Origin of the sequence: Azospirillum sp. B510 (genome assembly GCF_000010725.1) — a bacterium.
GTDB classification, from domain to species: Bacteria; Pseudomonadota; Alphaproteobacteria; order Azospirillales; family Azospirillaceae; genus Azospirillum; species Azospirillum lipoferum_B.
Genome location: NC_013854.1, coordinates 1,753,359 through 1,776,793 on the forward strand (window position 1 = coordinate 1,753,359; position 23,435 = coordinate 1,776,793).

At 68.3% G+C, this 23,435-nt stretch carries 26 protein-coding genes; 10 read left to right on the plus strand and 16 right to left on the minus strand.

The features are described from left to right. Positions 1 to 15: 15 nt before the first annotated feature. The 3 genes from AZL_RS08060 to AZL_RS08070 form a co-directional block, all read right to left on the minus strand. Positions 16 to 1,410: a pyruvate dehydrogenase complex E1 component subunit beta gene (locus tag AZL_RS08060; RefSeq protein ID WP_012974133.1), complete on the minus strand. Its 1,395-nt coding sequence runs from the start codon at positions 1,408 to 1,410 to the stop codon at positions 16 to 18. A gap of 134 nt (positions 1,411 to 1,544) precedes the next feature. Further along, entirely contained in the window at positions 1,545 to 2,564 is a 1,020-nt protein-coding gene (gene pdhA / locus AZL_RS08065; RefSeq protein ID WP_012974134.1) for a pyruvate dehydrogenase (acetyl-transferring) E1 component subunit alpha, read from the minus strand. Positions 2,565 to 2,757: 193 nt separating this feature from the next. Next, positions 2,758 to 3,129 (minus strand): FtsB family cell division protein, encoded by a 372-nt coding sequence (locus tag AZL_RS08070; RefSeq protein ID WP_012974135.1) that lies wholly within the window; start codon positions 3,127 to 3,129, stop codon positions 2,758 to 2,760. A gap of 370 nt (positions 3,130 to 3,499) precedes the next feature. On the opposite strand from AZL_RS08070, the gene AZL_RS33330 reads away from it, so the two are divergent. After that, positions 3,500 to 3,808 carry a hypothetical protein gene (locus AZL_RS33330; RefSeq protein ID WP_052293648.1) on the plus strand — a complete coding sequence of 103 codons (309 nt, stop codon included), beginning with the start codon at positions 3,500 to 3,502 and terminating at the stop codon, positions 3,806 to 3,808. A gap of 28 nt (positions 3,809 to 3,836) precedes the next feature. Here AZL_RS33330 and modC read toward each other — a convergent pair whose 3' ends face one another. Genes modC through modA form a run of 3 tightly spaced genes read right to left on the minus strand, consistent with a single transcriptional unit; the run spans position 3,837 to position 6,476 of the window. Beyond that, positions 3,837 to 4,958: a molybdenum ABC transporter ATP-binding protein gene (gene modC / locus AZL_RS08080; protein WP_012974137.1), complete on the minus strand. Its 1,122-nt coding sequence runs from the start codon at positions 4,956 to 4,958 to the stop codon at positions 3,837 to 3,839. 3 nt (positions 4,959 to 4,961) lie between these two features. Then, on the minus strand, positions 4,962 to 5,657 hold the full coding sequence (gene modB / locus AZL_RS08085; protein ID WP_012974138.1) for a molybdate ABC transporter permease subunit: 696 nt from the start codon (positions 5,655 to 5,657) through the stop codon (positions 4,962 to 4,964). Between the two features lie 9 nt (positions 5,658 to 5,666). Continuing rightward, complete coding sequence (gene modA / locus AZL_RS08090) at positions 5,667 to 6,476, minus strand: molybdate ABC transporter substrate-binding protein (protein WP_148219255.1); 810 nt, start codon at positions 6,474 to 6,476, stop codon at positions 5,667 to 5,669. A 199-nt stretch (positions 6,477 to 6,675) separates the two neighbouring features. On the opposite strand from modA, the gene rpe reads away from it, so the two are divergent. Both rpe and AZL_RS08100 read left to right on the plus strand, forming a co-directional pair. After that, positions 6,676 to 7,329 (plus strand): ribulose-phosphate 3-epimerase, encoded by a 654-nt coding sequence (gene rpe / locus AZL_RS08095; protein WP_012974140.1) that lies wholly within the window; start codon positions 6,676 to 6,678, stop codon positions 7,327 to 7,329. 166 nt (positions 7,330 to 7,495) lie between these two features. After that, a complete protein-coding gene (locus AZL_RS08100) occupies positions 7,496 to 7,753 on the plus strand; it encodes a GlsB/YeaQ/YmgE family stress response membrane protein (protein WP_012974141.1) in 258 nt (85 codons plus the stop codon). Between the two features lie 83 nt (positions 7,754 to 7,836). On the opposite strand, the gene AZL_RS08105 is transcribed toward AZL_RS08100, so the two are convergent. From AZL_RS08105 to AZL_RS08115, 3 genes are all read right to left on the minus strand, one after another. Further along, positions 7,837 to 8,640, minus strand: coding sequence for a response regulator (locus AZL_RS08105; RefSeq protein WP_012974142.1), 804 nt, complete (start codon positions 8,638 to 8,640; stop codon positions 7,837 to 7,839). A gap of 157 nt (positions 8,641 to 8,797) precedes the next feature. After that, positions 8,798 to 9,376, minus strand: a complete 579-nt coding sequence (locus AZL_RS08110; protein ID WP_012974143.1) for a thermonuclease family protein — start codon at positions 9,374 to 9,376, stop codon at positions 8,798 to 8,800. Beyond that, positions 9,351 to 10,085, minus strand: a complete 735-nt coding sequence (locus tag AZL_RS08115) for an SOS response-associated peptidase (RefSeq protein ID WP_148219256.1) — start codon at positions 10,083 to 10,085, stop codon at positions 9,351 to 9,353. The genes AZL_RS08110 and AZL_RS08115 overlap by 26 nt, the downstream gene beginning before the upstream one ends. A gap of 197 nt (positions 10,086 to 10,282) precedes the next feature. On the opposite strand from AZL_RS08115, the gene AZL_RS08120 reads away from it, so the two are divergent. Further along, positions 10,283 to 12,628, plus strand: a complete 2,346-nt coding sequence (locus AZL_RS08120; protein WP_012974145.1) for a xanthine dehydrogenase family protein molybdopterin-binding subunit — start codon at positions 10,283 to 10,285, stop codon at positions 12,626 to 12,628. A 202-nt stretch (positions 12,629 to 12,830) separates the two neighbouring features. Next, positions 12,831 to 13,553: an EAL domain-containing protein gene (locus AZL_RS08125; protein WP_197540132.1), complete on the plus strand. Its 723-nt coding sequence runs from the start codon at positions 12,831 to 12,833 to the stop codon at positions 13,551 to 13,553. Here the strand turns inward: AZL_RS08125 and AZL_RS08130 are convergent. Then, positions 13,526 to 14,101: a GNAT family N-acetyltransferase gene (locus tag AZL_RS08130; RefSeq protein ID WP_012974147.1), complete on the minus strand. Its 576-nt coding sequence runs from the start codon at positions 14,099 to 14,101 to the stop codon at positions 13,526 to 13,528. The two genes, AZL_RS08125 and AZL_RS08130, sit on opposite strands and share 28 nt — an antisense overlap. Positions 14,102 to 14,191: 90 nt before the next feature. On the opposite strand from AZL_RS08130, the gene cysQ reads away from it, so the two are divergent. Genes cysQ through rnhA form a run of 4 tightly spaced genes read left to right on the plus strand, consistent with a single transcriptional unit; the run spans position 14,192 to position 17,268 of the window. Beyond that, a complete protein-coding gene (cysQ, locus tag AZL_RS08135) occupies positions 14,192 to 14,968 on the plus strand; it encodes a 3'(2'),5'-bisphosphate nucleotidase CysQ (RefSeq protein WP_012974148.1) in 777 nt (258 codons plus the stop codon). Then, positions 14,965 to 15,798, plus strand: coding sequence for a ferritin-like domain-containing protein (locus AZL_RS08140; RefSeq protein ID WP_012974149.1), 834 nt, complete (start codon positions 14,965 to 14,967; stop codon positions 15,796 to 15,798). Before cysQ ends, AZL_RS08140 begins: the two co-directional genes overlap by 4 nt. 13 nt (positions 15,799 to 15,811) lie before the next feature. After that, positions 15,812 to 16,795: a homoserine kinase gene (locus AZL_RS08145; RefSeq protein ID WP_012974150.1), complete on the plus strand. Its 984-nt coding sequence runs from the start codon at positions 15,812 to 15,814 to the stop codon at positions 16,793 to 16,795. Next, complete coding sequence (rnhA, locus tag AZL_RS08150) at positions 16,792 to 17,268, plus strand: ribonuclease HI (protein ID WP_012974151.1); 477 nt, start codon at positions 16,792 to 16,794, stop codon at positions 17,266 to 17,268. The genes AZL_RS08145 and rnhA overlap by 4 nt, the downstream gene beginning before the upstream one ends. 143 nt (positions 17,269 to 17,411) lie before the next feature. Here rnhA and AZL_RS08155 read toward each other — a convergent pair whose 3' ends face one another. From AZL_RS08155 to AZL_RS08165, 3 genes are all read right to left on the minus strand, one after another. Then, positions 17,412 to 17,894 carry a peroxiredoxin gene (locus AZL_RS08155; RefSeq protein WP_012974152.1) on the minus strand — a complete coding sequence of 161 codons (483 nt, stop codon included), beginning with the start codon at positions 17,892 to 17,894 and terminating at the stop codon, positions 17,412 to 17,414. A gap of 184 nt (positions 17,895 to 18,078) precedes the next feature. Then, positions 18,079 to 18,432, minus strand: a complete 354-nt coding sequence (locus AZL_RS08160; RefSeq protein WP_042443656.1) for a zinc ribbon domain-containing protein YjdM — start codon at positions 18,430 to 18,432, stop codon at positions 18,079 to 18,081. A gap of 92 nt (positions 18,433 to 18,524) precedes the next feature. Beyond that, positions 18,525 to 20,621, minus strand: coding sequence for a protein-disulfide reductase DsbD family protein (locus tag AZL_RS08165; protein WP_042443658.1), 2,097 nt, complete (start codon positions 20,619 to 20,621; stop codon positions 18,525 to 18,527). A gap of 195 nt (positions 20,622 to 20,816) precedes the next feature. On the opposite strand from AZL_RS08165, the gene AZL_RS08170 reads away from it, so the two are divergent. Further along, a complete protein-coding gene (locus AZL_RS08170; protein WP_012974155.1) occupies positions 20,817 to 21,407 on the plus strand; it encodes a YqgE/AlgH family protein in 591 nt (196 codons plus the stop codon). 30 nt (positions 21,408 to 21,437) lie between these two features. Here AZL_RS08170 and moaE read toward each other — a convergent pair whose 3' ends face one another. Genes moaE through glp form a run of 3 tightly spaced genes read right to left on the minus strand, consistent with a single transcriptional unit; the run spans position 21,438 to position 23,431 of the window. Then, complete coding sequence (moaE, locus tag AZL_RS08175; protein WP_012974156.1) at positions 21,438 to 21,890, minus strand: molybdopterin synthase catalytic subunit MoaE; 453 nt, start codon at positions 21,888 to 21,890, stop codon at positions 21,438 to 21,440. 4 nt (positions 21,891 to 21,894) lie between these two features. Next, on the minus strand, positions 21,895 to 22,146 hold the full coding sequence (gene moaD, locus AZL_RS08180; protein ID WP_012974157.1) for a molybdopterin converting factor subunit 1: 252 nt from the start codon (positions 22,144 to 22,146) through the stop codon (positions 21,895 to 21,897). Positions 22,147 to 22,156: 10 nt separating this feature from the next. Next, on the minus strand, positions 22,157 to 23,431 hold the full coding sequence (gene glp / locus AZL_RS08185) for a molybdopterin molybdotransferase MoeA (RefSeq protein ID WP_012974158.1): 1,275 nt from the start codon (positions 23,429 to 23,431) through the stop codon (positions 22,157 to 22,159). Positions 23,432 to 23,435 lie beyond the last annotated feature (4 nt).

Genomic DNA, 23,435 nt, shown 5'->3' on the forward strand with positions numbered 1-23,435 from the left:
CTATCAGCCCTCCTCTCAGCGGTAGCAGGCTTGCTTGGCGGCCTTGACGATGTCGGCGACCTGTGGCAGCGCCAGCTTTTCCAGGTTGGCGGCGTAGGGCATCGGCACGTCCAGCCCGGCGACGCGGGCGACCGGAGCGTCGAGATAGTCGAAAGCCTGTTCCATCATCAGCGCGCACATCTCGGAGCCGATGCCGGCGAAGGGCCAGCCCTCCTCGACGGAGACGAGGCGGTTGGTCTTCTTGACGCTGTTGACGATGGTGGCGGTGTCGAGCGGACGGATCGTGCGCAGGTTGATGACCTCCGCGTCGATGCCTTCCTTCGCCAGCTCCTCGGCGGCGGCGAGCGCGTGGCCGACCATGATCGAGAAGGCGGTGATCGTCACGTCCTTGCCGGCGCGCTCGATCTTGGCCTTGCCGATCGGCAGGACGAACTCCTCGTCCTCCGGAACCTCGAAGCTCTGACCATAGAGAATCTCGTTCTCCAGGAAGACCACCGGGTTCGGATCGCGGATCGACGCCTTCAGCAGGCCCTTGGCGTCGGACGCCGACCACGGCGCGACCACCTTCAGGCCCGGGCAGTGGGCGTACCAGGAGGCGTAGCACTGCGAGTGCTGGGCGGCGACGCGGGCGGCGGCGCCGTTCGGGCCGCGGAAGACGATCGGGCTGCCCATCTGGCCGCCGGACATGTAGAGCGTCTTGGCGGCGGAGTTGATGATGTGGTCGATCGCCTGCATGGCGAAGTTGAAGGTCATGAACTCGACGATCGGCTTCAGCCCCTTGAAGGAGGCGCCGACGCCCAGACCGGCGAAGCCGATCTCGGTGATGGGCGTATCGATGACGCGACGCTCGCCGAACTCCTGCAACAGGCCCTGGGTCACCTTGTAGGCGCCCTGGTACTGCGCGACCTCCTCGCCCATGACGAAGACCTTCTCGTCACGACGCATTTCCTCGGCCATCGCGTCGCGGAGCGCCTCGCGGACGGTCTTCTTGACCGTCTTGGCGAAGAACTTGTCCTCGTCCGACTCCGGAACCGCGACCGGAGCGGCCGGCACGGTCGGGGCCGGAGCCGGGGCGGCTTCGGCGACGGGCGCCGGGGCCGGAGTCGGAGCGGCGGGAGCGGCGGCGACCGGGACGTTGCCGCCCTTGCTCAGCGCGCTCTCGTCCTCGCCTTCCTCCAGCAGGACGGCGATGGGGGTGTTCACCGCGACATTGTCGGTGCCTTCCGGCACCAGGATCTTGCCGACGCGGCCTTCATCGACCGCTTCGACTTCCATGGTGGCCTTGTCGGTCTCGATCTCGGCGAGGACATCGCCGGATTTGACGGTGTCGCCTTCCTTCTTGACCCATTTCGCCAGCTTGCCCTCGGTCATGGTGGGCGACAGGGCCGGCATCAACACTTCGATCGGCATTCCTCAACCTCCGGCGGCACGAGGGAACCCGGTTGCCACAGCCATTTCGGGGGCAACCCGTTCCGGTCAACGCCGCTCCTGCTTTTCGTGGACGTCAGGACGAGACGGTGGATTCGACAGTCAGGACCGGATGGTCAGGACTCGACCAGGATGTCGGTCCACAGTTCCGACGGATCGGGCTCCGGGCTCTGCTGCGCGAACTCGGCCGATTCGGTGACGATCGCCTTCACCTCGCGATCGATCTCCTTCAGCTTGTCCTCGTCGGCATGGCCGCCGGCCAGCAGCTTGGACTTCAGCTGATCGATCGGATCGGACTCCGACCGCATCTTCTCGACCTCTTCCTTCGTCCGGTACTTGGCCGGATCGGACATGGAATGGCCGCGGTAGCGGTAGGTCTTCATCTCCAGGATGACCGGACCGTTGCCTTCGCGGATGTAGTTCACCCACTGGTCGGCGGCGGCCTTCACGTCCAGCACGTCCATCCCGTTGACCTGATAGCCGGGGATGCCGTAGGCGGCGCCGCGCTGATGCAGTTCACCGGCCGAGGCGCGCTCCTGCGAGGTGCCCATGGCGTACTTGTTGTTCTCGATGACGAACAGCACCGGCAGCTTCCACAGCGCAGCCATGTTGAAGCTCTCGTACACCTGGCCCTGGTTGATGGCGCCGTCGCCGCAATAGACCGCGGAGACGCCGCCGTCATTGAGGTACTTGTGCGAGAAGGCCAGGCCGGTGCCGAGCGGAACCTGGCCGCCGACGATGCCATGGCCGCCGTAGAAGTTCTTCTCGCGGCTGAACATGTGCATCGAGCCGCCCTTGCCCTTGGAGTAGCCTCCGATGCGGCCGGTCAGCTCGGCCATCACGCCCTTGGCGTCCATGCCGCAGGCCAGCATGTGGCCGTGGTCGCGGTAGCTGGTGATGACGTCGTCGCCCTCTTTCAGGGCGGCCTGCACGCCGACGACGACGGCCTCCTGGCCGATATAGAGATGGCAGAAGCCGCCGATCAGGCCCATGCCGTAAAGCTGGCCCGCCTTTTCTTCAAAGCGGCGGATCAGCAGCATCTCGCGGTAGTAATGAAGAAGCTCTTCGGAAGAGACGGCTTGAACGGGCGCGGTGTCGGTCTGCGCCTTGGTCGGACGGCGTCGGGACGCGGCCATGATTCCTCCCCAGGGTTCAAGCGGCAACGGCCTTGAAACAGCCGCCGCCGCCACACGTTGCGGGTAAGCGAAAACCCGCACCGGAAAGCGACTATGGCGCGCACACTACACGAGCTTTAAACGCCGCGCAAATCTCTGTTTTTGCAGCGCTATTTCAGATTAACCGCGATTTGGTTAATCGGCTGATTTCCCCTTACTTCTGCGTTGCGGCGCCGTCCTGATCGGCCAGCTTGGGAAGCTTGACGATGACGTCGCGCGAGCTGGAGAAGTTCAGCATCAGCCGCGCCCGCTCTTCCAGCATGTCGCGGTCCAGACCGTCGCCGCGCAGCAGTTGGGCGCGGCGTTCCATGTCCTCCCGCTCGGTGCGGAGCTGGTTGAGAACCGTCTCCGCCTGGGCGATCTGCCCCTGGATCTGCTTCATCGCCACCAGCCCGCGGTCGCCATGGACCGCGTAATAGGCGAAGTAAGCGACCACGCAGGCGCACAGCGCCGGCATGATGGCTTGGCGAAGCGCGCTTTTGGCGGCGCGGGCGAGCGTATCGGTGAAATCGGCGATCATCGTCATGGTGCGACGATGGAATCACAGCGTCTTTCCGCCGGTCAAACGAAAAAGATGGAACAGGCGAAGCGCAAAAGCTTCGTGATCTTTGCGCAACCCAGTAATGGGTATCCGCGAGGCCCAAGCCACAAATCGTTACAATGTTCCTGTAAAGTTCTTACGACCTAGGGGGCTGTCCCCCGCCCCTCCTCCCTGTCCATTGGCCCAGCCATCCACCCGGCGTAACACCAAGGTGAATGGAATGAACCCGGCGGTGGGGTGTTTGGACCCACACGGCGCCATCAGGTCCGTGCCGAGTCCAACCGGTGCTCGCGCGGCGGAAACCCTTGATGGTGAGCCTCGACGGCGCCGCCCACTGGCTGAGGAGCGATACTCCATGCGCAGCAAGTTTCTGATCGCGGCCCTGCCCGCCCTGCTTCTGGGACTGGCGGCCTGCGACGACCAAAATGCCCAGAACTCCAACGCGGCCAACCAGAGCAGCCCGACAACCAGCAGCGGGACCAGCAGCGGCTCCACCACCGTGCCGCCCCCTTCGACCGGAGTACCGGTGCAAGGCGGCACGTCGGGCAATTCGATGAACGAAGGCAGCGGAGCCACCACCACCGCACCGGGCGGCTCGACCGCCGGAGGGGCGGCGGGCGGCGGCGCCAGCACCGGATCATCCACCCCTTCGGGCGGCCAGTAAGCCGGCGCGCCTCTGGACAGCGGACGGCTCAGACGTCCACCACCCGGCCCGAGCGGTCGGACGGATCGCGTCCGCTGTCCGGCTCGAAGGCGATGCCCTTGACCAGCGCCACCACGTCGCGGCCGGGCGCCAGTTGCAGTTCGCGCAGGGCCGCACGGGTGATGCGGGCGATCAGGAAGGATCCGCCGACCGCCAGCCGCACATCGGCCGAGGATGGACCGGCCTCCGCCACCTCCACCACCGTCGCGGCCAGCGCATTGCGCAGGCTGACGCCGGCCAGGGGCTGCAAGCCGATGATGACGTCGCGGGCGTGGATGTGCAGCCGCACCGCCATCCCCGGCGCCCGATCGACCTGAGGCACGGTCAACCGGCCGCCGTCGAAGGCGAGAACCGACAGGCCATCTTCCGGGATGTGGCGCTCGACCGTCAGATCCAGAACCGCGCCGGCGTCCTGCGCCCCGGTCACCGCCGACAGATCGAGCCGGCCCATGACGGTGCCGACCGGTCCGGAGGCGCGCACCCTGCCATCGGCAATCAGCACCATCGTGGTGGCGAGCCGCACCACCTCGTCCAGCGCGTGACTGACCATGACGATGGGAATGTTCATCTCGTCGCGCAGCCGCTCGATATAAGGCATGATCTCGGCCTTGCGGGCGGCGTCGAGCGAGGCCATCGGCTCGTCCATCAGCAGCAGGCGCGGCTGCGCCAGCAGGGCGCGGCCGAAGGCGACGCGCTGCTTCTCGCCGCCGGACAGGCCGCGCGGCCTGCGGTCCAGCAGATGGCCGACCCCCAGCAGTTCGACCACCGGATCGAAGGCGATCCGCCGCTCCCGCACCGGCACGCGCCGCAGCCCATATTCCAGATTGCCGCGCACGGTCATGTGCGGGAACAGGCGTGATTCCTGGAAGACATAGCCGATGCGCCGCTTCTCGACCGGCAGGTCGATGCGCCGGGCGCTGTCGAAGAACATGGTGTCGCCGACACGGATATGCCCATCATCGGGCCGCGTCAGCCCGGCGATGGCGTTGATGACCGATGTCTTGCCCGAGCCGGAACGGCCGAACAGCGCCGTCACCCCGCGTTCCTCGGCGGTCAGGGCGATGTCGAGGGTGAAGGCGCCCAGCCTCTGGCGGATTCGCAGGTCCAGCATGGTTCAGACCTGCCCGATCAGGCGGCGGACCCGGTTCGCCAGGAATTCCGACATCGTCAGCGCCAGCAGCGCCACCGAGAAGGAGATGGTGGCCAGCCGCGCCGCCATCACGTCACCGCCCGGCTCCTGCGTCGCGGCATAGATCGCCAGCGGCAGGGTCTGCGTCTTGCCGGGGATGTTGGAGACGAAGGTGATGACCGCGCCGAATTCGCCCATCGCCGCGGCGAAGGCGACGATGGCGCCCGACAACAGGCCCGGCGCCATCAGCGGCAAGAGGATGGTGAAGAAACGGTCGATCGGACCGGCGCCCAGCGTGCGCGCCGCCGCCTCCAGCCCGCCGTCGATGGCCTCTACCGACAGGCGGATCGCCCGCACCATCAGCGGGAAGGAGGTCACCGCCACCGCCAGCGACGCTCCTTCCGCCGTGAAGATCAGCTTGATTCCAAAGGCCTGGTACAGCCAGCCGCCAACCACCCCCTTGGTCCCCATGGTCACCAGCAGGATATAGCCGGTGACCACGGGCGGCAGGACCAGCGGCAGATGGACCAGCCCGTCGAACAGCGTCTTGCCTGGAAAGGAATAGCGGCCAAGCACCCAGGCGGCGAGCACGGCGACCGGTAACCCCAGCGCGATGGCGACGCCCGCGACACGCAGGCTGAGCAGCAACGCGGTGGTCTCCATCGGCGTCAGGATATTCATCATCGGAGCTTACGGCGCCTTGGCGACCGGGACGAAGCCGAATTCCTTCCAAACCGCCATGCCCTCCGGCGACTTGATGTAGTCGAGGAAGGCCGCTCCGGCCGGGTTCTTGGAAGACGCCGTCAGGGCCGCCGGATAGACCACCGGCGGATAGCTGTCGGGCGGGAAGGTCGCGGCGACCTCCACCCCCGGATCGATGGCGGCATCGGTGCGATAGACGATGCCCAGCGGCACTTCGCCGCGGCTGACCAGCGCCAGGGCGGCGCGCACGCTGTCGGCCCGCGCCAGTTTCGGCTCCACCGCCGTCCATTGGCCGAGCTTCTCCAGCGCCGCCTTGGCGTACTTCCCGACCGGAACGTTCGAGGGATCGCCGGTGGCGAGCCGGCCGTCACCCAGCTGTTCCGCCAGCTTGCCGTCCTTGGACAGGTCGGGCTTCAGCGTCGAACCCTTCGGCACGACCACCACCAGTTCATTGCCGAGCAGGCTGACCCGGCTGTCGGTCTTGATGAGGTTGCGCTGCTGCAAATAGTCCATCCAGTCGAGATCCGCGGAAATGAAGATGTCGGCGGGGGCGCCATTCTCGATCTGCTTGGCAAGTCCCGACGAGGCGGCAAAGGAGGAGGTCACGATTCCGCCGGTCTTCGCCTTGAACTGCGCCGACAGCTTATCCACCGCGTTCTTGGTCGAGGCGGCGGCCAGGACCAGAACGTCCTGCGCCATCGCCGCCGGCGCCGCCAGCGTCAGCCCGACACCGAGGACGACCGCGAAGGCCGCCGATGTGACACCACGCCGCCCCAAGACCGCACGCATCCCGATCATCGTCATCTCCTGCCGATTTCGACGTTTCATATATATTCAAACGGATACAGCGCTTCGCGGTTGCGGTAAAGCGCAAACGGCCAAGCCGGAGGCGGATCCGGAACGGTCACATCATGTCATGACTTGCGTCGCGCCCCCGTGATAGGACTTGCGCCATCCGGACCCGCTCCATCTTCCCTCCCTGCCTTAGGAAAGCCCCATGCGCGCCGTGAAGATTTCCCCCTCGATTCTCTCCGCCGATTTCGCCCGGCTGGGCGAGGAGGTCCGTGCGGTCGACGCGGCCGGCGCCGACTACATCCACATCGACGTGATGGACGGCCATTTCGTGCCGAACCTGACCATCGGGCCGGGGGTGGTGAAGGCGCTGCGCCCCCATTCCGCCAAGGTCTTCGACGTCCATCTGATGATCTCGCCGGTGGATCTGTTCGTTCCGGACTTCGCCAAGGCCGGCGCCGACATCATCACCGTCCATCCGGAAGCGGGCCCGCATCTGCACCGCACCATCCAGTTGATCAAGTCGCTGGGCAAGAAGGCCGGCGTCTCGCTGAATCCGGCCACGCCGGTGGACGCCATCCAGCATGTGCTGGAGGATGTCGACCTGGTGCTGGTGATGACGGTCAACCCCGGCTTTGGCGGCCAGAGCTTCATCAAGAGCCAGTTGCCGAAGATCCGCGAGCTGCGCGCCCGCATCGACGCGATCGGCAAGCCGATCGACCTGGAGGTCGATGGCGGCATCAATCCGGAAACCGCCCGCCTGGCGATCGAGGCCGGCGCCGACGTGCTGGTCGCCGGCACCGCCACCTTCACCGGCGGGCCCGACCAGTATGCCGCCAACATCAAGGCGCTGCGCTGAGCGTTCGTCGGGACCGCGCGGCGGGATTCTCCCTCTCTCCCCCCCAAAGGCGTCCGGGGAGAGAGGGCGCATCGCCCAAAAGATCCTCCGACGCGGAGAACCAAACACGTCCGTTCCCGTTATTGGACATGGGAAGACGGTCCCGCAACGGAAGGGAAATCAAACCATGGGCATTCTCTGGACGATCATCATCGGCTTTCTCGCCGGCATCGTCGCCAAATTCCTGATGCCGGGTCGTGATCCGGGCGGCTTCATCATCACCACCCTGCTCGGCATCGCGGGCGCCTTCGTCGCCACATATCTGGGCGCAGCCATCGGCTGGTACCGACCGGGCGAAGGGGCCGGATTCATCGGCGCCATCGTCGGCGCGATCATCATCCTCGCCATCTACCGCATGGTCGCCGGACGCAGCACCACGGTTTGACCGTTCTTCGGATGCGCTCCTGAAAGCCGGAGGGGCCATCGATTCGCCGATGGTCCCTTCTCACCGGAAGCGCGTCGGCACCCTCACGCCAGCGCCACCGGCTGCGGCATGAAGATGGCGCGGGAGATGGCGGCCTGGAGGCCGGCATTGGTGAAGGGCTTGCGGACGATCTGACCGAGATGGCCGGCATCCCGCGCCAGGATGTCGTCGTCGAAGGCGGTGACGAAAATGGTGCGCAGGTCGCGCACGCGCTTCAGACGCCGCGCGATCTCTATTCCGCTGCCGCCATCCGCCAGCCGCACGTCCAGCAGGGCCAGCGTCGGTCTTTCCGCCTTCAGCAGGGCCAGCGCCTCCGCCTCATTGCCGGCGGTTCCGCAGACGATATGGCCCATCTCGGCGACCAGCGCCCCCAGTTCCAGGGCCAGCAGCGCATTGTCCTCCACCACCATCACGCGCTGGACCATGGCGCCGCGCACCGCGGCGCGGGCCGCCTTCAACCGCCTGATCGCCTCGCCACCCTCCAACTGGAGCACCTTCGCCGCCTGCGGCAGGCTCAGTCCCTCCAGCGCGGTCAGCAGATACAGGCGGCGATCGGCCTCCGGCAGGCCGGCGAGGGCGCGCTCGATGGGATGGGGCGACGGAAAGGGCCGGCCGGGCGGGCCGAACTCCTCCTCGGAGCGATCGAACAGCAGGTTGAGCAAGGCATACATCGGCAGGCGCGCGCCATCACCACCACGGTCCAGCCCGAAGCGCGACGGCGCCATCACCGCCGCCTCGACACAGCGGGTCACCAGCGCGTCGCCACGGTCGGTTGCACCGGTCAGCGCCCGCGCATAGCGGCGCAGCACCGGAACCACCTCGAACAGTTCACATTCGTAAACCAGCATGCCTGCGACTCCGCTCCCCGCCGGGGACTTCGAATCCTATCATGCCTGGCGAAGCGGTCGACTGGGAAATGGGGGTGCAAATGGAGGTGCCCGGGGAGACGGGGGAAATCCGCCCGCCAATGCCGGCCCTCCAGCCGGATTACAGGCGAAAGACGCCTCACTTCGCCTTCTCCCTGATCTGCCGGCTGCGCCATTGCCAGGGCTTCTCGACCTGACCGGCCCACAGCCCCAGCCGTTTGCTCTGGGCATAGGCCTCCCCCTTCTGGTAGGCCGGCGACAGGCTGGCATATTGGAAGGCCCAGCCCCGCGCCACCATCGCCGCCCCCAGATCGACGCCGCGCACGCGGCATTCGCCCTTCTTCTCGCCGGTGCGGTCCTGTTCGGTGATGGTGCAGGTCACCTCCTCGCCCTTGACCATGTTGGCGAGCACGGCGGTGGCGATCTTGAAGCAGTCCAGCTCGTGCCCGTAGCGGTTCTTGCATTTCTGTCCCGGATCCGGCGCGTCGATGCCCATCAGCCGCACCGCCGTCCCGTTGACGGTGAGCAGGTCGCCCTCCACCGCCATGGCGGATCCCTTGATGGTCTGGTCGGGCGTGTTGGCGATGGGACCGCGGCCCTTCGCCGCCGGATTGTTCTGCGCCGCCGCCGGTCCCGCCAGGACGAGGACCAGGGCCGCCGCGACGAACAAGGCCCTTGCCGCCCGCACCGCCTCAGAACAGGCTTGGCTGGCGATCATCGGGCTTTCCCTTCGCCTTGGACGGGGCAAGGTCCTGGGGCGGATCCAGGCAACCGGGATCGTCGTTGCGCACGCTGTTCACCTTCGGCCCGACCGGCACCACGTCCAGCCACTCCTCGGGCGCGGAACGGATCAGCCCGTCCACCACCGCCAGCGGCGTGGCCGGATCCAGCCACGCCTCCCAATCGGCCGGGTCGAGCACCACCGGCATGCGGTCGTGCAGGAAGGAGAGGGTGGCGTTGGTCGCCGTGGTCACCACCGTCGCGGTTTCCAGCGGCGGGTCCCGTGGCGGCGCGCCCTTCGGCCCATACCAACGCTCCCACAGGCCAGCCAGCGCGAACAGGCGGCGGTCGCGGCGGCGAATGACATGGCCCTGCTTGCGCGGCTTCGCCCCGTCCCCCACGCTGGTCCATTCATAAAAGCCGTCCAGCGGAACCAGGCAACGGCGTTTGCGCAACGCGTCGCGGAAGGCCGGCTTGTCGGCCACCGATTCGCCGCGCGCGTTGATCATCCGCCCGCCGATGGCGGGATCGTCGGCCCAGGGCGGCACCAACCCCCAGCGGACCATCGCCAGATGACGGCCGTCCTCCTCGCGCCGGATGACGGGGATCCCCTGGGTCGGGGCGACATTCCAGCGCGGCATCAGGTTCGGCCGCTCGGCGACGCCGAACACGCGCTCGATCTCGTTGATCGGGGTGGTGAGAAGCATGCGTCCACACATGTCCGGAATATGGTCCTCCCAATGTCCTTTTGCCAGTCGGCTCGTCGGGTCCGTGAAGACGGCAAACAATCATTGCGGCGGACAACCGTCACCCATGCCGACCGTCGGGGTTTCCCCGACGCTTCAGCCGGCCTATCTTCGCGGGGCACAACAATCGCATCGAACCGGAAGGCGGGAGTTCACCCATGAAGTTCGGCATCGGACAGGCGGTTCCGCGCACCGAGGACGCACGGTTGCTGACCGGCGGCGGCCGCTACACCGACGACGTGTCTCTTCCCGGACAGGCCCATGCGGCCTTCGTCCGTTCGCCCCACGCCTTCGCCACCATCGGCGCCATCGACGCATCGGAGGCGCTGGCCCAGCCCGGCGTGCTGGCTGTCTACACCGTCGCCGACCTCGACGCCGAAAAGATCGGCATGATCCCCTGTCAGGCGGCGCTGAAGCAGCGCGACGGCTCCAACTATGTCCAGACGCCACGCCCGGCGCTCGCCCGCGGCTTCGCCCGCCATGTCGGCGATCCGGTCGCCATGGTGGTGGCGGAGACGCTGGAGGCCGCGCGCGAGGCCGCCGAGCTGGTGATGGTCGATTACGAGGACCGCCAGCCCGTCACCGGCACGCTGGAGGCGCTGGAGCCCGGCCGCCCCTTGGTTTGGGACGCAGCGCCGAGCAATCTCTGCTTCGATTGGGACACCGGCGACGAGGCGGCGGTGGAGGCGGCGCTGGCCGGCGCCCATCGCGTGGTCGAGCTGGAACTGGTCAACAACCGCGTCGTCGCCAATCCGATGGAAGGGCGCGCCTGCGTCGCCGGGGTCGAAGCCGGGGCCGACGGCGCCCCCGGCCGGTTGCTGATCTACGTCACCAGCCAGGGCGTGCACGGCCTGCAAAAGCAGTTCGCCAAGATCCTGAACGAGCCCGACTCCCGCATCCGCGTGCTGACCACCGATGTCGGCGGCGGCTTCGGCATGAAGCTGTTCAACTATCCCGAATATGTCGCCTGCCTGTTCGCCGCCCGCCGGCTGAACCGCGCGGTGAAATGGGCCGCCGACCGCGTCGAGGGCTTCATCAGCGACGACCATGGCCGCGACCATGTCAGCAAGGCGCGTCTGGCGCTCGACGCCGACGGCCATTTCCTGGGATTGCGGGTCGACACCGTCGCCAATCTCGGCGCCTATCTGTCCAACTACGGCCCCTTCATCCCGACCGACGCCGGATCGGCGATGCTGGTCGGCTCCTACAGGACGCCGGCCGTCTATGTCCGGGTCAAGGGCGTCTTCACCAACACCCAGCCGGTGGACGCCTATCGCGGCGCCGGCCGTCCGGAGGCGGCCTATCTGCTGGAACGGCTGATCGACCATGCCGGCCGCGTCACCGGCCTCGGCCCGGCGGAGATTCGGCGGCGCAACTTCATCCCGCCGGCCGCGATGCCCTATGCCACCCCGATGGGGCAGGTCTATGACACCGGCGACTTCCGGCGGAATCTGGAGGACGGGCTGACCCTCGCCGATCTCGCCGGCCTGCCCGCCCGCAAGGCCGAGGCGAAGGCGCGCGGCAAGCTGCGCGGCGCCGGCCTGTCGACCTACATCGAAGCCTGCTCCGGCGGCGGGCCGGAGCAGGCGACCGTCCAGGTCAACGGCGACGGCAAGGTCGTGCTGATGATCGGCACCCAGACCAACGGCCAGGGCCACGAAACCGCCTACAAGCAGATCCTGGCCGATCGGCTCGGCGTGCCACCTGAAGATGTCGAGGTGGTACAGGGCGATACCGACCGCGTCAGCTGGGGGGCCGGCACCGGCGGCTCCCGCTCCGTCCCGGTCGGCGGTTCGGCGCTGGCGGAAGGGGCGGCCAAGGTGGTGAAGGCCGCGACGACGGTCGCCGCCGACCTGCTGGAGACCGCCGAGGTCGACATCGAATTCGCCGACGGCCGCTTCTCCATCGTCGGCACCGACCGCGCGGTGACGCTGAAGGAGGTCGCGGCGAAGGCTGCGGAGGATGGAGGCAAGGGCGGAGACGGCATAGCCTTCTCGGAGATGGCGCGCTGGACCCCGCCGGCCAGCACCTTCCCCAACGGCTGCCATGTGGCGGAGGTGGAGATCGATCCGGACACCGGCATCGTCGAGGTGCTGCGCTACAGCGTCGTCGATGATTTCGGCACGGTGATCAACCCGATGCTGGTGATCGGCCAGATCCATGGCGGCGTCGCCCAGGGACTGGGGCAGGCGTTGCAGGAGAAGGTCGTGTTCGACCCTGACAGCGGCCAGTTGCTGTCCGCCTCCTTCATGGATTATCAGATGCCGCGCGCGGTCGATATGCCGCCGATCGCGGTGAAGCTGAACAGCGTGCCCAGCACCACCAACATGCTGGGCATGAAGGGCGCCGGCGAGGCCGGGGCGATCGGCGCGCCGCCGGCCATCATCAACGCGGTGGTCGATGCGCTGTCCGATCTCGGCATCACCCACATCGACATGCCGGCGACACCGGAAACGGTGTGGGCGGCGATCCGCGGCGCCGAAGCCCGGATGGCGGCGGAATAGGCCGTTCGGCGCATCCGACCGAAGACGTAGGGGATAATCCTAGGCGGAAGTGTGGCGATTGCCATGCCTCCGTCCGGTGCGATCCATGGCATCGTCACTGGCCTTGAGGTGGAATTGCTGATCTGACGGGGGTATGGCGATGGCGTTTGGCGATGGCGGATGCGGCGGTCTTTGTGCGGACCGGCTGGATCTGGACTTCACGATGGCGTTCCAGCTCATCGTCGACGTCGCCAACGGCGGCGTCTGGGCGCACGAGGCCCTGGTGCGCGGCGTCCAGGGCCAGGGTGCCGGCTGGGTTCTGGATCAGGTGACCGACGCCACCCGCTATGCCTTCGACCAGTCCTGCCGGGTCAAGGCGATCGAACTGGCCGCCTCCCTGCCGATGAACGGCGCCCGCCTGTCGATCAACTTCCTGCCGAACGCCGTCTACAAGGCGGAGACCTGCATCCGCACCACCCTCGCCGCCGCCCGGCGCACCGGCTTCCCCACCAACCGCATCATCTTCGAGGTGACGGAGGGCGAGCGGGTGGCGGATCGCGACCATCTGAAGAGCATTTTCGACGAATACAGGCGCCAGGGCTTCATGACCGCCATCGACGATTTCGGTTCCGGCTATTCCGGGCTGAATCTGCTGGCGGAATTCCAGCCCGACATCATCAAGCTGGATATGGAATTGACCCGCAACATCGACACCGAGCGGGCGCGGCGCAGCATCGTCAAGGCGATCCTGTCGGTGTGCGAAGACCTGGACATCATCCCCATCGCCGAAGGCGTCGAAACGCTGGACGAGGCCAGGACCCTGCGCGACCTGGGCGTCGGGCTGATGCAGGGCTACCTGTTCGCCCGGCCGGCCTTCGAGGCGCTGGTGGCGGAGCCGGATCTGGCGGTCCCGGCCCGTCAGGACCGGACCGGCGCGGTCATGTAGCTCATCCCCCCGCCATAGCTCGACAGCTTGGCCGCCAGCCCCGGCCCGCCGTCCCGATAGGGCGCGAAGCCGACCCGGTCCCAATAGCTCCGCGCCCCCGGCGTCGAGGTCAGCGCCAGCCAGCGCCAGCCCTCGCGCGCCGCCAGCCCATGGGCATAATCGAGCACGGCAGCCCCCAGCCCGGTGCCACGGGCCGCCGGCAGCAGCGCGATGTCATGCAGATAGAGGCAGTCGGCATCGGCCGGCAGCCCCCCCAAAGGCGAGTCGAGCGGCGGTGGAACCCCCAGCCTGCCGGGATGCATGACGCCGTAGCCGATCGCCTCGCCCCCGCGTTCCGCCACCCGGCAACCGGCGGGATAGAGCGCCAGCCGCTCCTCGAACACACCGCGCTCCTCGGGATAGGCCGGATGCACGATGTCCGCGATGGCGAGGACGCGGTCCAGATCGGCGGCGGTCATAGCGCGCCATTGGGCGCGCCATTGGGCGGACCATGGCGCCGATGCGCCTTTGCCGCCCTCCTGTTCATCCCCCTGCAACCCGGCTGTCATCCGCCTTCTCCGTTCCCCACCCGTTCAAGAGCTTCCGGCCCGCCATCGGGCGCGCTATGGTGATTTTTCATACCATAGGGAGAGTCCCCCATGCCCGATGCCGCTGTGGCGAGCCTGCTGCCGACGGTCCGCACCATCGCCCATGAGGCCGGTCAGGTCATCCTGCGCTTTTACAACGACGGCATCGACGTCGCCACCAAGGTCGACGGCAGCCCGGTGACGCAGGCGGATCAGGCGGCGGAGGCGGTAATCGTCCCGGCGCTCCACCATCTGCTCCCCGGTGTGCCGGTGGTCGCGGAAGAGGCGATGGCCGCCGGCCACAAGCCCGACATTTCCGGCGGCCGCTTCTGGCTGGTCGATCCGCTCGACGGCACCAAGGAGTTCATCTCCCGCAACGGCGAGTTCACGGTGAACATCGCCCTGATCGAGGGTGGCGTCCCCGTGCTGGGCGTCGTCTATGCCCCGGCCACCGGCGACCTCTATGCGGCGGCGGGGCCCGGCACCGCCGTCCATTGCGCGGAGGGGCGGCACGATCACGCCATCGCCGTCCGCACCCCGCCGGCCGACGGCCTGACCGTGGTCGCCAGCCGGTCGCATGGCAGCGGCTCGGCCCTGGAGGACTTCCTCGGCAAATTCGCCGTCAAGGACCGGGTGTCCTGCGGCAGCTCGCTGAAATTCTGCACGGTGGCTAGCGGCAAGGCCGACCTCTATCCCCGCCTGGGGCCGACCAGCGAATGGGACACCGCCGCCGGCCATGCCGTGCTGATCGGCGCCGGCGGCCGGGTGGAACAGCCGGACGGCTCGCCGCTGGTCTATGGCAAGGACGACATCCTGAACCCCCATTTCGTCGCCTACGGCTGGAAATGACCTCTTCCGCATCGTGCCTGGGCGACGCGGCGACCGCGGTGCTGACCAGCGCGGCGCCGCTGGAGAAGGTGCGCCTGACCCGCCTGCACGCCGCCGCATGGCGGGACGGCCTGTTGTCGCCGGAGGTGCCCGCCCCGCCGCCCGACCGCCCCGCCCGTCCCGACCGGCCGGAGCTGAAGCTGCCGCGCGACATGCCCAAGCGCGGGCGGGGCGGCAGCGCCCAGAACCGAATCGCCCTGCTGCACGCGCTGGCCCATATCGAGCTGAACGCCATCGACCTCGCCTGGGACATCGTCGCCCGGTTCGCCCCGCTCGGCCTGCCGAGGGGCTTCACCGACGATTGGGTCGTGGTGGCCGACGACGAGGCGCGGCACTTCCAGATGCTGGAAAGCCGGCTGAACGCGCTGGGCGCCTCCTATGGCGATCTGCCCGCCCATGACGGGCTGTGGCAGTCGGCGACGGAGACCGCGCACGACCTCGCCGCCCGGTTGGCGGTGGTGCCGATGGTGCTGGAGGCGCGCGGGCTGGACGTCACGCCGGACACCGTCCGCCGCCTGCGCGACTTCGACGACGGCGAGAGCGCCGACCTGCTTCAGACCATCCATGACGAGGAGATCGGCCATGTCGCCGCCGGCCGGCGCTGGTTCGCCCATCTCTGCGCCGAACGCGGGGCGGAGCCGGTGGCACTGTGGCAGGAGCTGGTCGGCCGCCATTTCCGGGGCGGGCTGAAGCGCCCCTTCAACGTCGCCAGCCGCCGGCTGGCCGGATTCGGCCCGGAATATTACGAGCCGATCACTCCCGAAATTGACCGCAAGCCGGAAACCCGGTAAGGCGCTGGATACCATGGCCGTTTATACCGAAGTCACCGACGAGGATCTCAGCAGCTTCGCCGCCGAGTATGATCTGGGCGCCGTGCTGTCGTGCAAGGGCATCGCCGAGGGGGTGGAGAATTCCAACTTCCTGCTGGTGACCGAACGCGGACCCTACATCCTGACGCTCTATGAGAAGCGCACGCGGAGGGAGGATCTGCCCTTCTTCCTCGGCCTGATGGAGCATCTGGCGGACAAGGGCATCGCCTGCCCGCTGCCGGTGGCGGCGCGCGACGGCGTGGCGCTGCGCGAATTGTGCGGACGCCCGGCGGTGATCGTCACCTTCCTCGCCGGCATGTGGCCGCGCCGGATCACGCCGCAACATTGCGCCCAGCTTGGCGAGGCTCTGGCCCGCCTGCATCTGGCGGTCGGCGACTTCCGCCTGGAACGACCCAACGCGCTGGCCCTGCCCGGCTGGAAGGAGCTGTTCGCCAGATCGGCCGAACGCGCCGACGAGGTGGCGCCCGGCCTGCGCGCCACGCTGGAAGCCGAGCTGGCGGCGCTGGAGGTCAACTGGCCTGCCGGTCTGCCGGCCGGCGTCATCCACGCCGACCTGTTCCCGGACAATGTCTTCTTCCGGGGCGACAGCCTGTCCGGCCTGATCGACTTCTATTTCGCCTGCAACGACTTCCTGGCCTATGACGTGGCGATCTGCGTCAACGCCTGGTGCTTCGAGATCGACGGCTCGTTCAACGCCACCAAGGCGAGGCTGCTGCTGTCCAATTACCGCAAGGTCCGGCCGCTGTCGCGGGCGGAGCTGGACGCCCTGCCCTGGCTGTGCCGCGGCAGCGCCGTGCGCTTCCTGCTGACCCGCCTGTATGATTGGCTGAACCACCCGCCGGGCGCCTTCGTCCGGCCGAAGGATCCGCTGGAATATCTGCGCAAACTGCGCTTCCACCAGACCGTCCGCGGGCTGGGCGATTATTTCCTGGATGATTCCGAGGCGGGCGCGGAATGAACGGCGACGCCATCCCGGCCGAGGCGCGGCCGAAGACCGTCGACATCTTCACCGACGGCGCCTGTAGCGGCAATCCCGGCCCCGGCGGCTGGGGCGCCATCCTGCGCTATGGCGAGGTGGAGAAGGAGCTGTATGGCGGCGAACCGGCGACGACCAACAACCGGATGGAGCTGATGGCCGCCATCATGGCGCTGGAGGCGTTGAAGAAGCCGGTGACCGTCCGCCTCTTCACCGACAGCGAATATGTGAAGAACGGCATCACCAAATGGATCCATGGCTGGAAGGCCAAGGGCTGGATGACCGCCGACCGGAAGCCGGTGAAGAACGTCGATCTGTGGCAGCGCCTGGAAGAGGCGAAGCGGCAGCACCAGATCGAATTCCATTGGGTGCGCGGCCATGCCGGCCACCCGGAGAACGAACGCGCCGACGAACTGGCCCGGCGCGGAGTGGCGGACGTGCGGGCGCAGGGCTGACCATAGAATCCCTCTCCCGCCCCGGCATCCCCTCTCCGCGGAGAGAGGGTCAGGGGATGCGCTGCGGATCTCCACCGAGACTCCAGCCCGTTTCCCCCATCCCCGCTTCCCTCTCCCGAGACGGGAGAGGGAAGGTCTCGCCCTCAGAGCGTCTCGAGCACCGCTTCGGCCGATGACACTTCGAACTTGCCGGGGGCCTCGACGGCGACATGGGTGACCTTGCCGTCCTCCGCCACCAGGGCGAAGCGCTGGCCCCGGGTGCCCAGGCCATAGCCCGAACCATCCATGGTCAGGCCGAGCGCGCCGGTGAAGGTGGCGTTGCCGTCGGGCAGCATCGTGACCTTGTCGCCGACCGAACCCTTGTCGCCCCAGGCGCGCATCACGAACGGGTCGTTGACCGCGAGGCAGATGATGCTGTCGACGCCCTTGGCCTTCAGCGCGTCGGCCTGCTGGACGAAGCCCGGCAGGTGCTTGGCCGAACAGGTCGGGGTGAAGGCGCCGGGAACGGAGAACAGGACGACCTTCTTGCCCTTGAACAGCTCGTCGGTGGTCACTTCCTGCATGCCGTTGTCGGTCAGCCACTTCAGCGTGACGGACGGAATGGTATCGCCAACCTGGATGCTCATCGTCTCTAACCCTTCCCGTTTTGGGGGTTTGACCCGTTTTGGGTTGGCCCGGACCCTCTTGGCGGAGCCCGGTCCTGCATCCCTTCTATCCCCGGCGGCGGATGGCCGCAAGGCGTGGTTGACGCCCCCAACAATCCGCATCCGGCAATCCGCATCCGGCCGATCCATGCCCGGCGGGTCTGCCTCAGGCCTTCTTCACGAATTCCGACTTCAGGTTCATGGCGCCGATGCCGTCGATCTTGCAGGCGATGTTGTGCCCGTCGGCGCCGTCCACGAGACGGATGTTCTTCACCTTGGTCCCGCCCTTCACCACCAGCGACGATCCCTTGACCTTCAGGTCCTTGATCACCGTCACGCTGTCGCCGTCGGCCAGCGGGTTGCCGTTGGCGTCGCGCACGCCCTGCCCAGCCTCGGCATCGGTCGCGGCGGCGGCGGTGTCGGGGTTCCAGTCATGGCCGCAGTCGGGGCAGTTCCACAGGCTCCCGTCATGGTAGGCGTTCTCGGAGTTGCACTGCGGGCAGTTGATCTGATCGTCCATCATCGTCCTCATCGCGCGGGAGACGCTCCCGAAGGCGCCCTGTTACCGCAGAATAGCCGCAACAGCCATAGGACTTTTCCGGCGGTCCCCGATCAGGACGCCCGACCCTGCGCCGTGCCCGCCGCCTTCCCCAGCGCCTCCAGCACCGCGCCATCGCTCAGCAGTTCCGGCAGGGCGATGCCGCCGGGCGCGCCGGGGCCATAAACGATGTTGAAGGGGATGCCGTAGCGGCCATGGTCGGCCAGGAACTTCGCGATCACCGGGTCCGGCCGGGTCCAGTCGGCGCGCATCGCCACCAGGGTCGGATCCTCCAGCCGCCGGGCGACCTCGCCACGGTTCAGCACCAGCTTCTTGTTGGCCTGGCAGGTGATGCACCAATCGGCGGTGACATCGACGAACACCGTGCGGCCGGCGGCGACATGGTCGCGGATCGCCGCTTCGGCGAAGGGCGCCCAGCGCGCCTTGGCGTCGCTGACCACCGGCGCCGCCCCGGCGGACGGGCCGACCACCGCCGGCATGGCGAAGGCCGCCACCGCCAGCACGCCCGCCAGCGCCGGGCCGGCGGTCCGCGCAGCACCACCGGCGCCGCGTCCCAGCCACAGAGCCAGGACCAGCGCCGCCATCATCAGCCCGATGGTGGCGGCGGCCACCTCGCCGATCTGCGCCATCAGAACCGACAGCAGCCACAGCGCCGTCAGCATCAGCGCGAAGCCCAGAACCACCTTCAGCATCGCCATCCAGCGCCCCGGCCGCGGCAGCCATCCTGCCATCCGCGGCCACGCCGCCACCGCCAGATAGGGCAGCGCCAGACCAACGCCCAGCGCGACGAAGATCGCATAGATCTCCAGCGCTCCCTTGGACAGGGCGAAGCCGACCGCCGTGCCCAGGAAGGGCGCCGAGCAGGGAGTCGCCAGCAGCGTCGCGAACATGCCGGTGGCGAACGGCCCGGCCAGCCCGTCGCCGCCCAGCCGGTCGGCCAGGACGCGCGGCAGCGGCACCTCGAACAGCCCCCACAGATTGGCGGAGAACAGGGTGACCAGCACCACCATGAAGACCAGGAACAGCGGCTGCTGGAACTGGATGCCCCAGCCGACCGCCCCGCCCGCCGCCTTCACGGCCACCAGCGCCGACGCCATCAGCAGGAAGGAGGCGAGGATGCCGGCGGCGCTCGCCAGGAAGCCGGCACGCATCGCCGCGGGCGCCCGTCCGCCCTGCTTGACCACCGACATCAGCTTCAGCGACAGCACCGGCAGCACGCAGGGCATCAGGTTCAGGATCAGCCCGCCGAGCAGGGCCACGCCCAGCATCGCCATCAGTCCCGCCGTCCCGCCGGAAGCCGGCGCAGCACCCGCGGCGGACACCGTCACCGGCGCCTCCACCGCCTTCTCGCCGTCGACCAGCGTCAGGGTCAGCGCGCGCCCGGCGAGATCGAGAGCCGGCTGCGGATCGGTCACCGCCAGGGTCAGGCGGACATGGCGGTCATTGTCGGAAAAGACCGTCTTGGGAGCGGAGAAGGTCAGGGGCGGATCGGTCTCGACGAACAGGTCCGGGGAAACGAAACCGTCGATGGCGGTCGCCTCGACCTCCAGCGTGGCGCCCTTGCCCCGGACGGAGTCGACGGTCAGCAGGCCGTTCGGCCCCTTGGGCACCAGCGCCTGGGCACGCGCCACGTCGTTGGCGGCATCGCTCGGCTCCGCCATGCCGGCCGGCAGCGCCAGCGCCAGATCCAGCGTCTGCGGCACGCAGATCTCCGAACAGACCAGCAGTTCGGCGGTCAGCGCCAGGTCGACCGGCTTGCCGGGCGTCGCCGGCACGCCCTGGACCGGGAACAGAACGGCGGTGTCATAGCCCGCCGTCTCGAATCCCAGCACGGAGAAGCGGTGCGGCGCCGGATAGGACAGCGTGGCGGAGCCCAGGTTGACCGACCGGCTCCAATCCAGGCGCGGCGCGAAGCCGGCGTCGCCGGGGGTGCGCCAATAGGTCTTCCACCCCGGCTCCAGCCGCAATTCCAGCCCCAGCGGCAGCGTCGCCAGATCGCCGGTGCCGCGTACGGAGGACATCAGCCGCGCCTCCACCTGGCCGGCCTTGACCCAGGGTCCGACGCCATCCGCGGTCTGCGCGGCGGTAGGCATGGCGCCGCCGGCCAGCACGGCCGAAAGCAGCAGGAGGGCGAGGGCATGTCTTTTCATGGCGCGCACTGTTCTCTTCCCGGGAAGGGGCGTATCGGCGTCCCCGACACCCTATATATGATAGCCCATATAATGGTGACAAAGCTCGACCGGTGCTGTCACACTCCGGTGAAAAGCGTCGCCAGAGCGCCAACCACAACCGACCGTACGGGCGGGGCGGCCTCCGCACCGGACCGACGACAAGGATAATCGCCCATGCCGCGCCTGACCAAGTCTATGGACTCCAGGACCACGGACTCGCTGACCGGCCAACTGCTGATCGCCATGCCCGGCATGGAGGACCCGCGTTTTCAACGTACGGTCATCTATGTCTGCGCCCATAACGAGGACGGCGCGATGGGGCTGGTGGTGAACCGGCTGTTCGGGCAGATCACCTTCGAGGATCTGCTGGAGCAGCTCGACATGGACATCGCGCAGCCGGCCCACAATCTGCCGGTGCATTATGGCGGCCCCGTCGAGTCGGGCCGCGGCTTCGTCCTGCATTCCACCGACTATGTCCGCGACGGTACTTTGGTGGTGAATGACGACGTGGCGCTGACCGCCACCATCGACATCCTGCGCGCCATCTCCGAGGATCGCGGACCGCGCCGCAACCTGCTTCTGCTCGGCTATGCCGGCTGGGGGCCGGGCCAGCTCGATGCCGAATTCCAGGCCAATGGCTGGCTGAACGTGCCCTGCGACGAGAAGCTGCTGTTCGACACCGACCTGGACGCCAAGTGGGAGCGTGCCATCGGCAAGCTGGGTGTCAGCGTCTCCATGCTGTCGGGCGAGGCCGGGCACGCGTAGGCGCGTGCCCCCTCCCCTCGGCTCTCCATCTCACTCGGCCCAGCGCGCCGCCGCCGCGTCGTCGCTCTCCTTCGCCTCGACCCAGCGTTCGCCGTCGGGGGTCGCCTCCAGCTTCCAGAAGGGCGCCTTGGTCTTCAGCCAGTCCATCAGGAAGCGGCACGAGTCGAAGGCGGCGTCGCGGTGGGCCGACGCGGTGGCGACCATGACGATGCGGTCGCCCGGCTCCAGCCGGCCATGGCGGTGGATCACCAGAACGTCGTCGAGCGGCCAGCGGCGCCGCGCCTCCTCCTCGATCGCCTCCAACTGCCTCTCGGTCATGCCGGGATAATGTTCCAGCGTCATGGCGCTGACCGCCGCACCGCCGGCGATGTCGCGCACCAGCCCGACGAACATCGCCACCCCGCCGACGCTGGTGCGGCCGGCGGTGAAGGCGGCATACTCGGCCCCGACGTCGAAATCCCCGGCCTGGACGCGGATCGCCATCCCGTCAGCCCCCCGTCACCGGCGGGAACAGCGCCACCTCGTCGGTCGCGGTGATGGGATGGTCGTAGGGCACATGTTCCTGGTTCACCGCCACCTTGACCACCTTGCTGTTGGCCAGCGCCTCGGCATGGCGGGGGCTGCGGGTCTTCAGCCATTCGACAAGATCACCGGCGGTGGCGACCTCGGCCGGCAGGTCGATGGTTTCGGCCGGCACGCCGATCTTGCTGCGCAGCCAGGCGAAATAGAGAATCTTCATCACGCGCCCTCTACAGGAATTCTTTGAAAGGCAGGAAATCGACGGTCATGCCGGCCTCGACCCGCGCCAGATCCTCCGGCAGCTCGATCAGCCCCTCGGACTCGACCAGCGACGACAGAACGCCGGCGCCGTCGCGCGGATATTTGGTCGCCTCCAGCGTCCCGTCCGCGGCCCGTGTCAGCGACCCACGCAGGAACTCGCGCCGGCCCGGCTTCTTCTTGTGGCCGAAGGCCGCCCGCACCGGGATCGGCCGCGGTGTCTCGGCCGCCGCCCCCATCAGCCGCAGCAGGATGGGCTGGGCGATGCGCAGGAAGGTGACCACCACCGCCACCGGGTTGCCGGGCAGCCCGACGAAGACGGCGTCGCGCACGCGGCCCAGCGCCACCGGACGGCCCGGCTTGATCGCCAGCCGCCAGAAATCGAGCCGCCCGTTCGCCTCGACCGCCGGCTTGACGTGATCCTCCTCCCCCGCCGACATGCCGCCGGAGGTGATCAGCGCATCATGGCCGCCCGCCGCCTCGGCCAGCGCATCACGGATGGTCTCCAACCGGTCAGGCAGGATGCCGAGATCGGTGACGGCACAGCCCAGCCGGGTCAGCAGCGCGATCAGGGCGAAGCGGTTGGCGTCATAGACGGCACCCGGAGCCAGCTCCCGCCCCGGCTGCCGCAGCTCGTCCCCGGTGGAGAAGACCGCCACCCGCAGCCGGCAACGGACCGTCAGCTCCGCATGGCCAAGCGAGGCGGCCAGCGCGATGTCCTCGGGCCGCAGGCGGCGCCCGGCGGCCAGCACGACCGAGCCCTCGCGGACATCCTCGCCGGCCAGCCGGCGGTTGACGCCGCGCCGGATGCCGGCCGGCAGGATTACGGTGGCGCCGCCATCCGTGCCGGCAGCGCTCCCGGTCCGGCAATCCTCCTGCATGAAGACGGTGTCCATACCGGCCGGCATCGGCGCACCGGTGAAGATGCGCACCGCCTCCCCCGGCAGGGCCGGACGGCCCAGCCATTGCCCGGCGGCGACCCGCGCCGTCACCGGCAGCACGGTCGGCCCATCGGCGGCAAGGTCATCGAAGAAGACGGCATAACCGTCCACCGCGGCATTGTCGTGCGGCGGAACGTTGAAGGGCGCCACCAGATCGGCGGCGAGCACCCGGCCCAGCGCCCCGGCCAGCGGCACGGCCTCGGTCGCCGTCACCGGCCCGACCCGTCCGGCCAGCAGGGCCAGCGCCGGACCCACCGCCATCATCGGCCCGCCGAAGGCGAAGCAATCATTGTCGAGCTGCACCATGCCG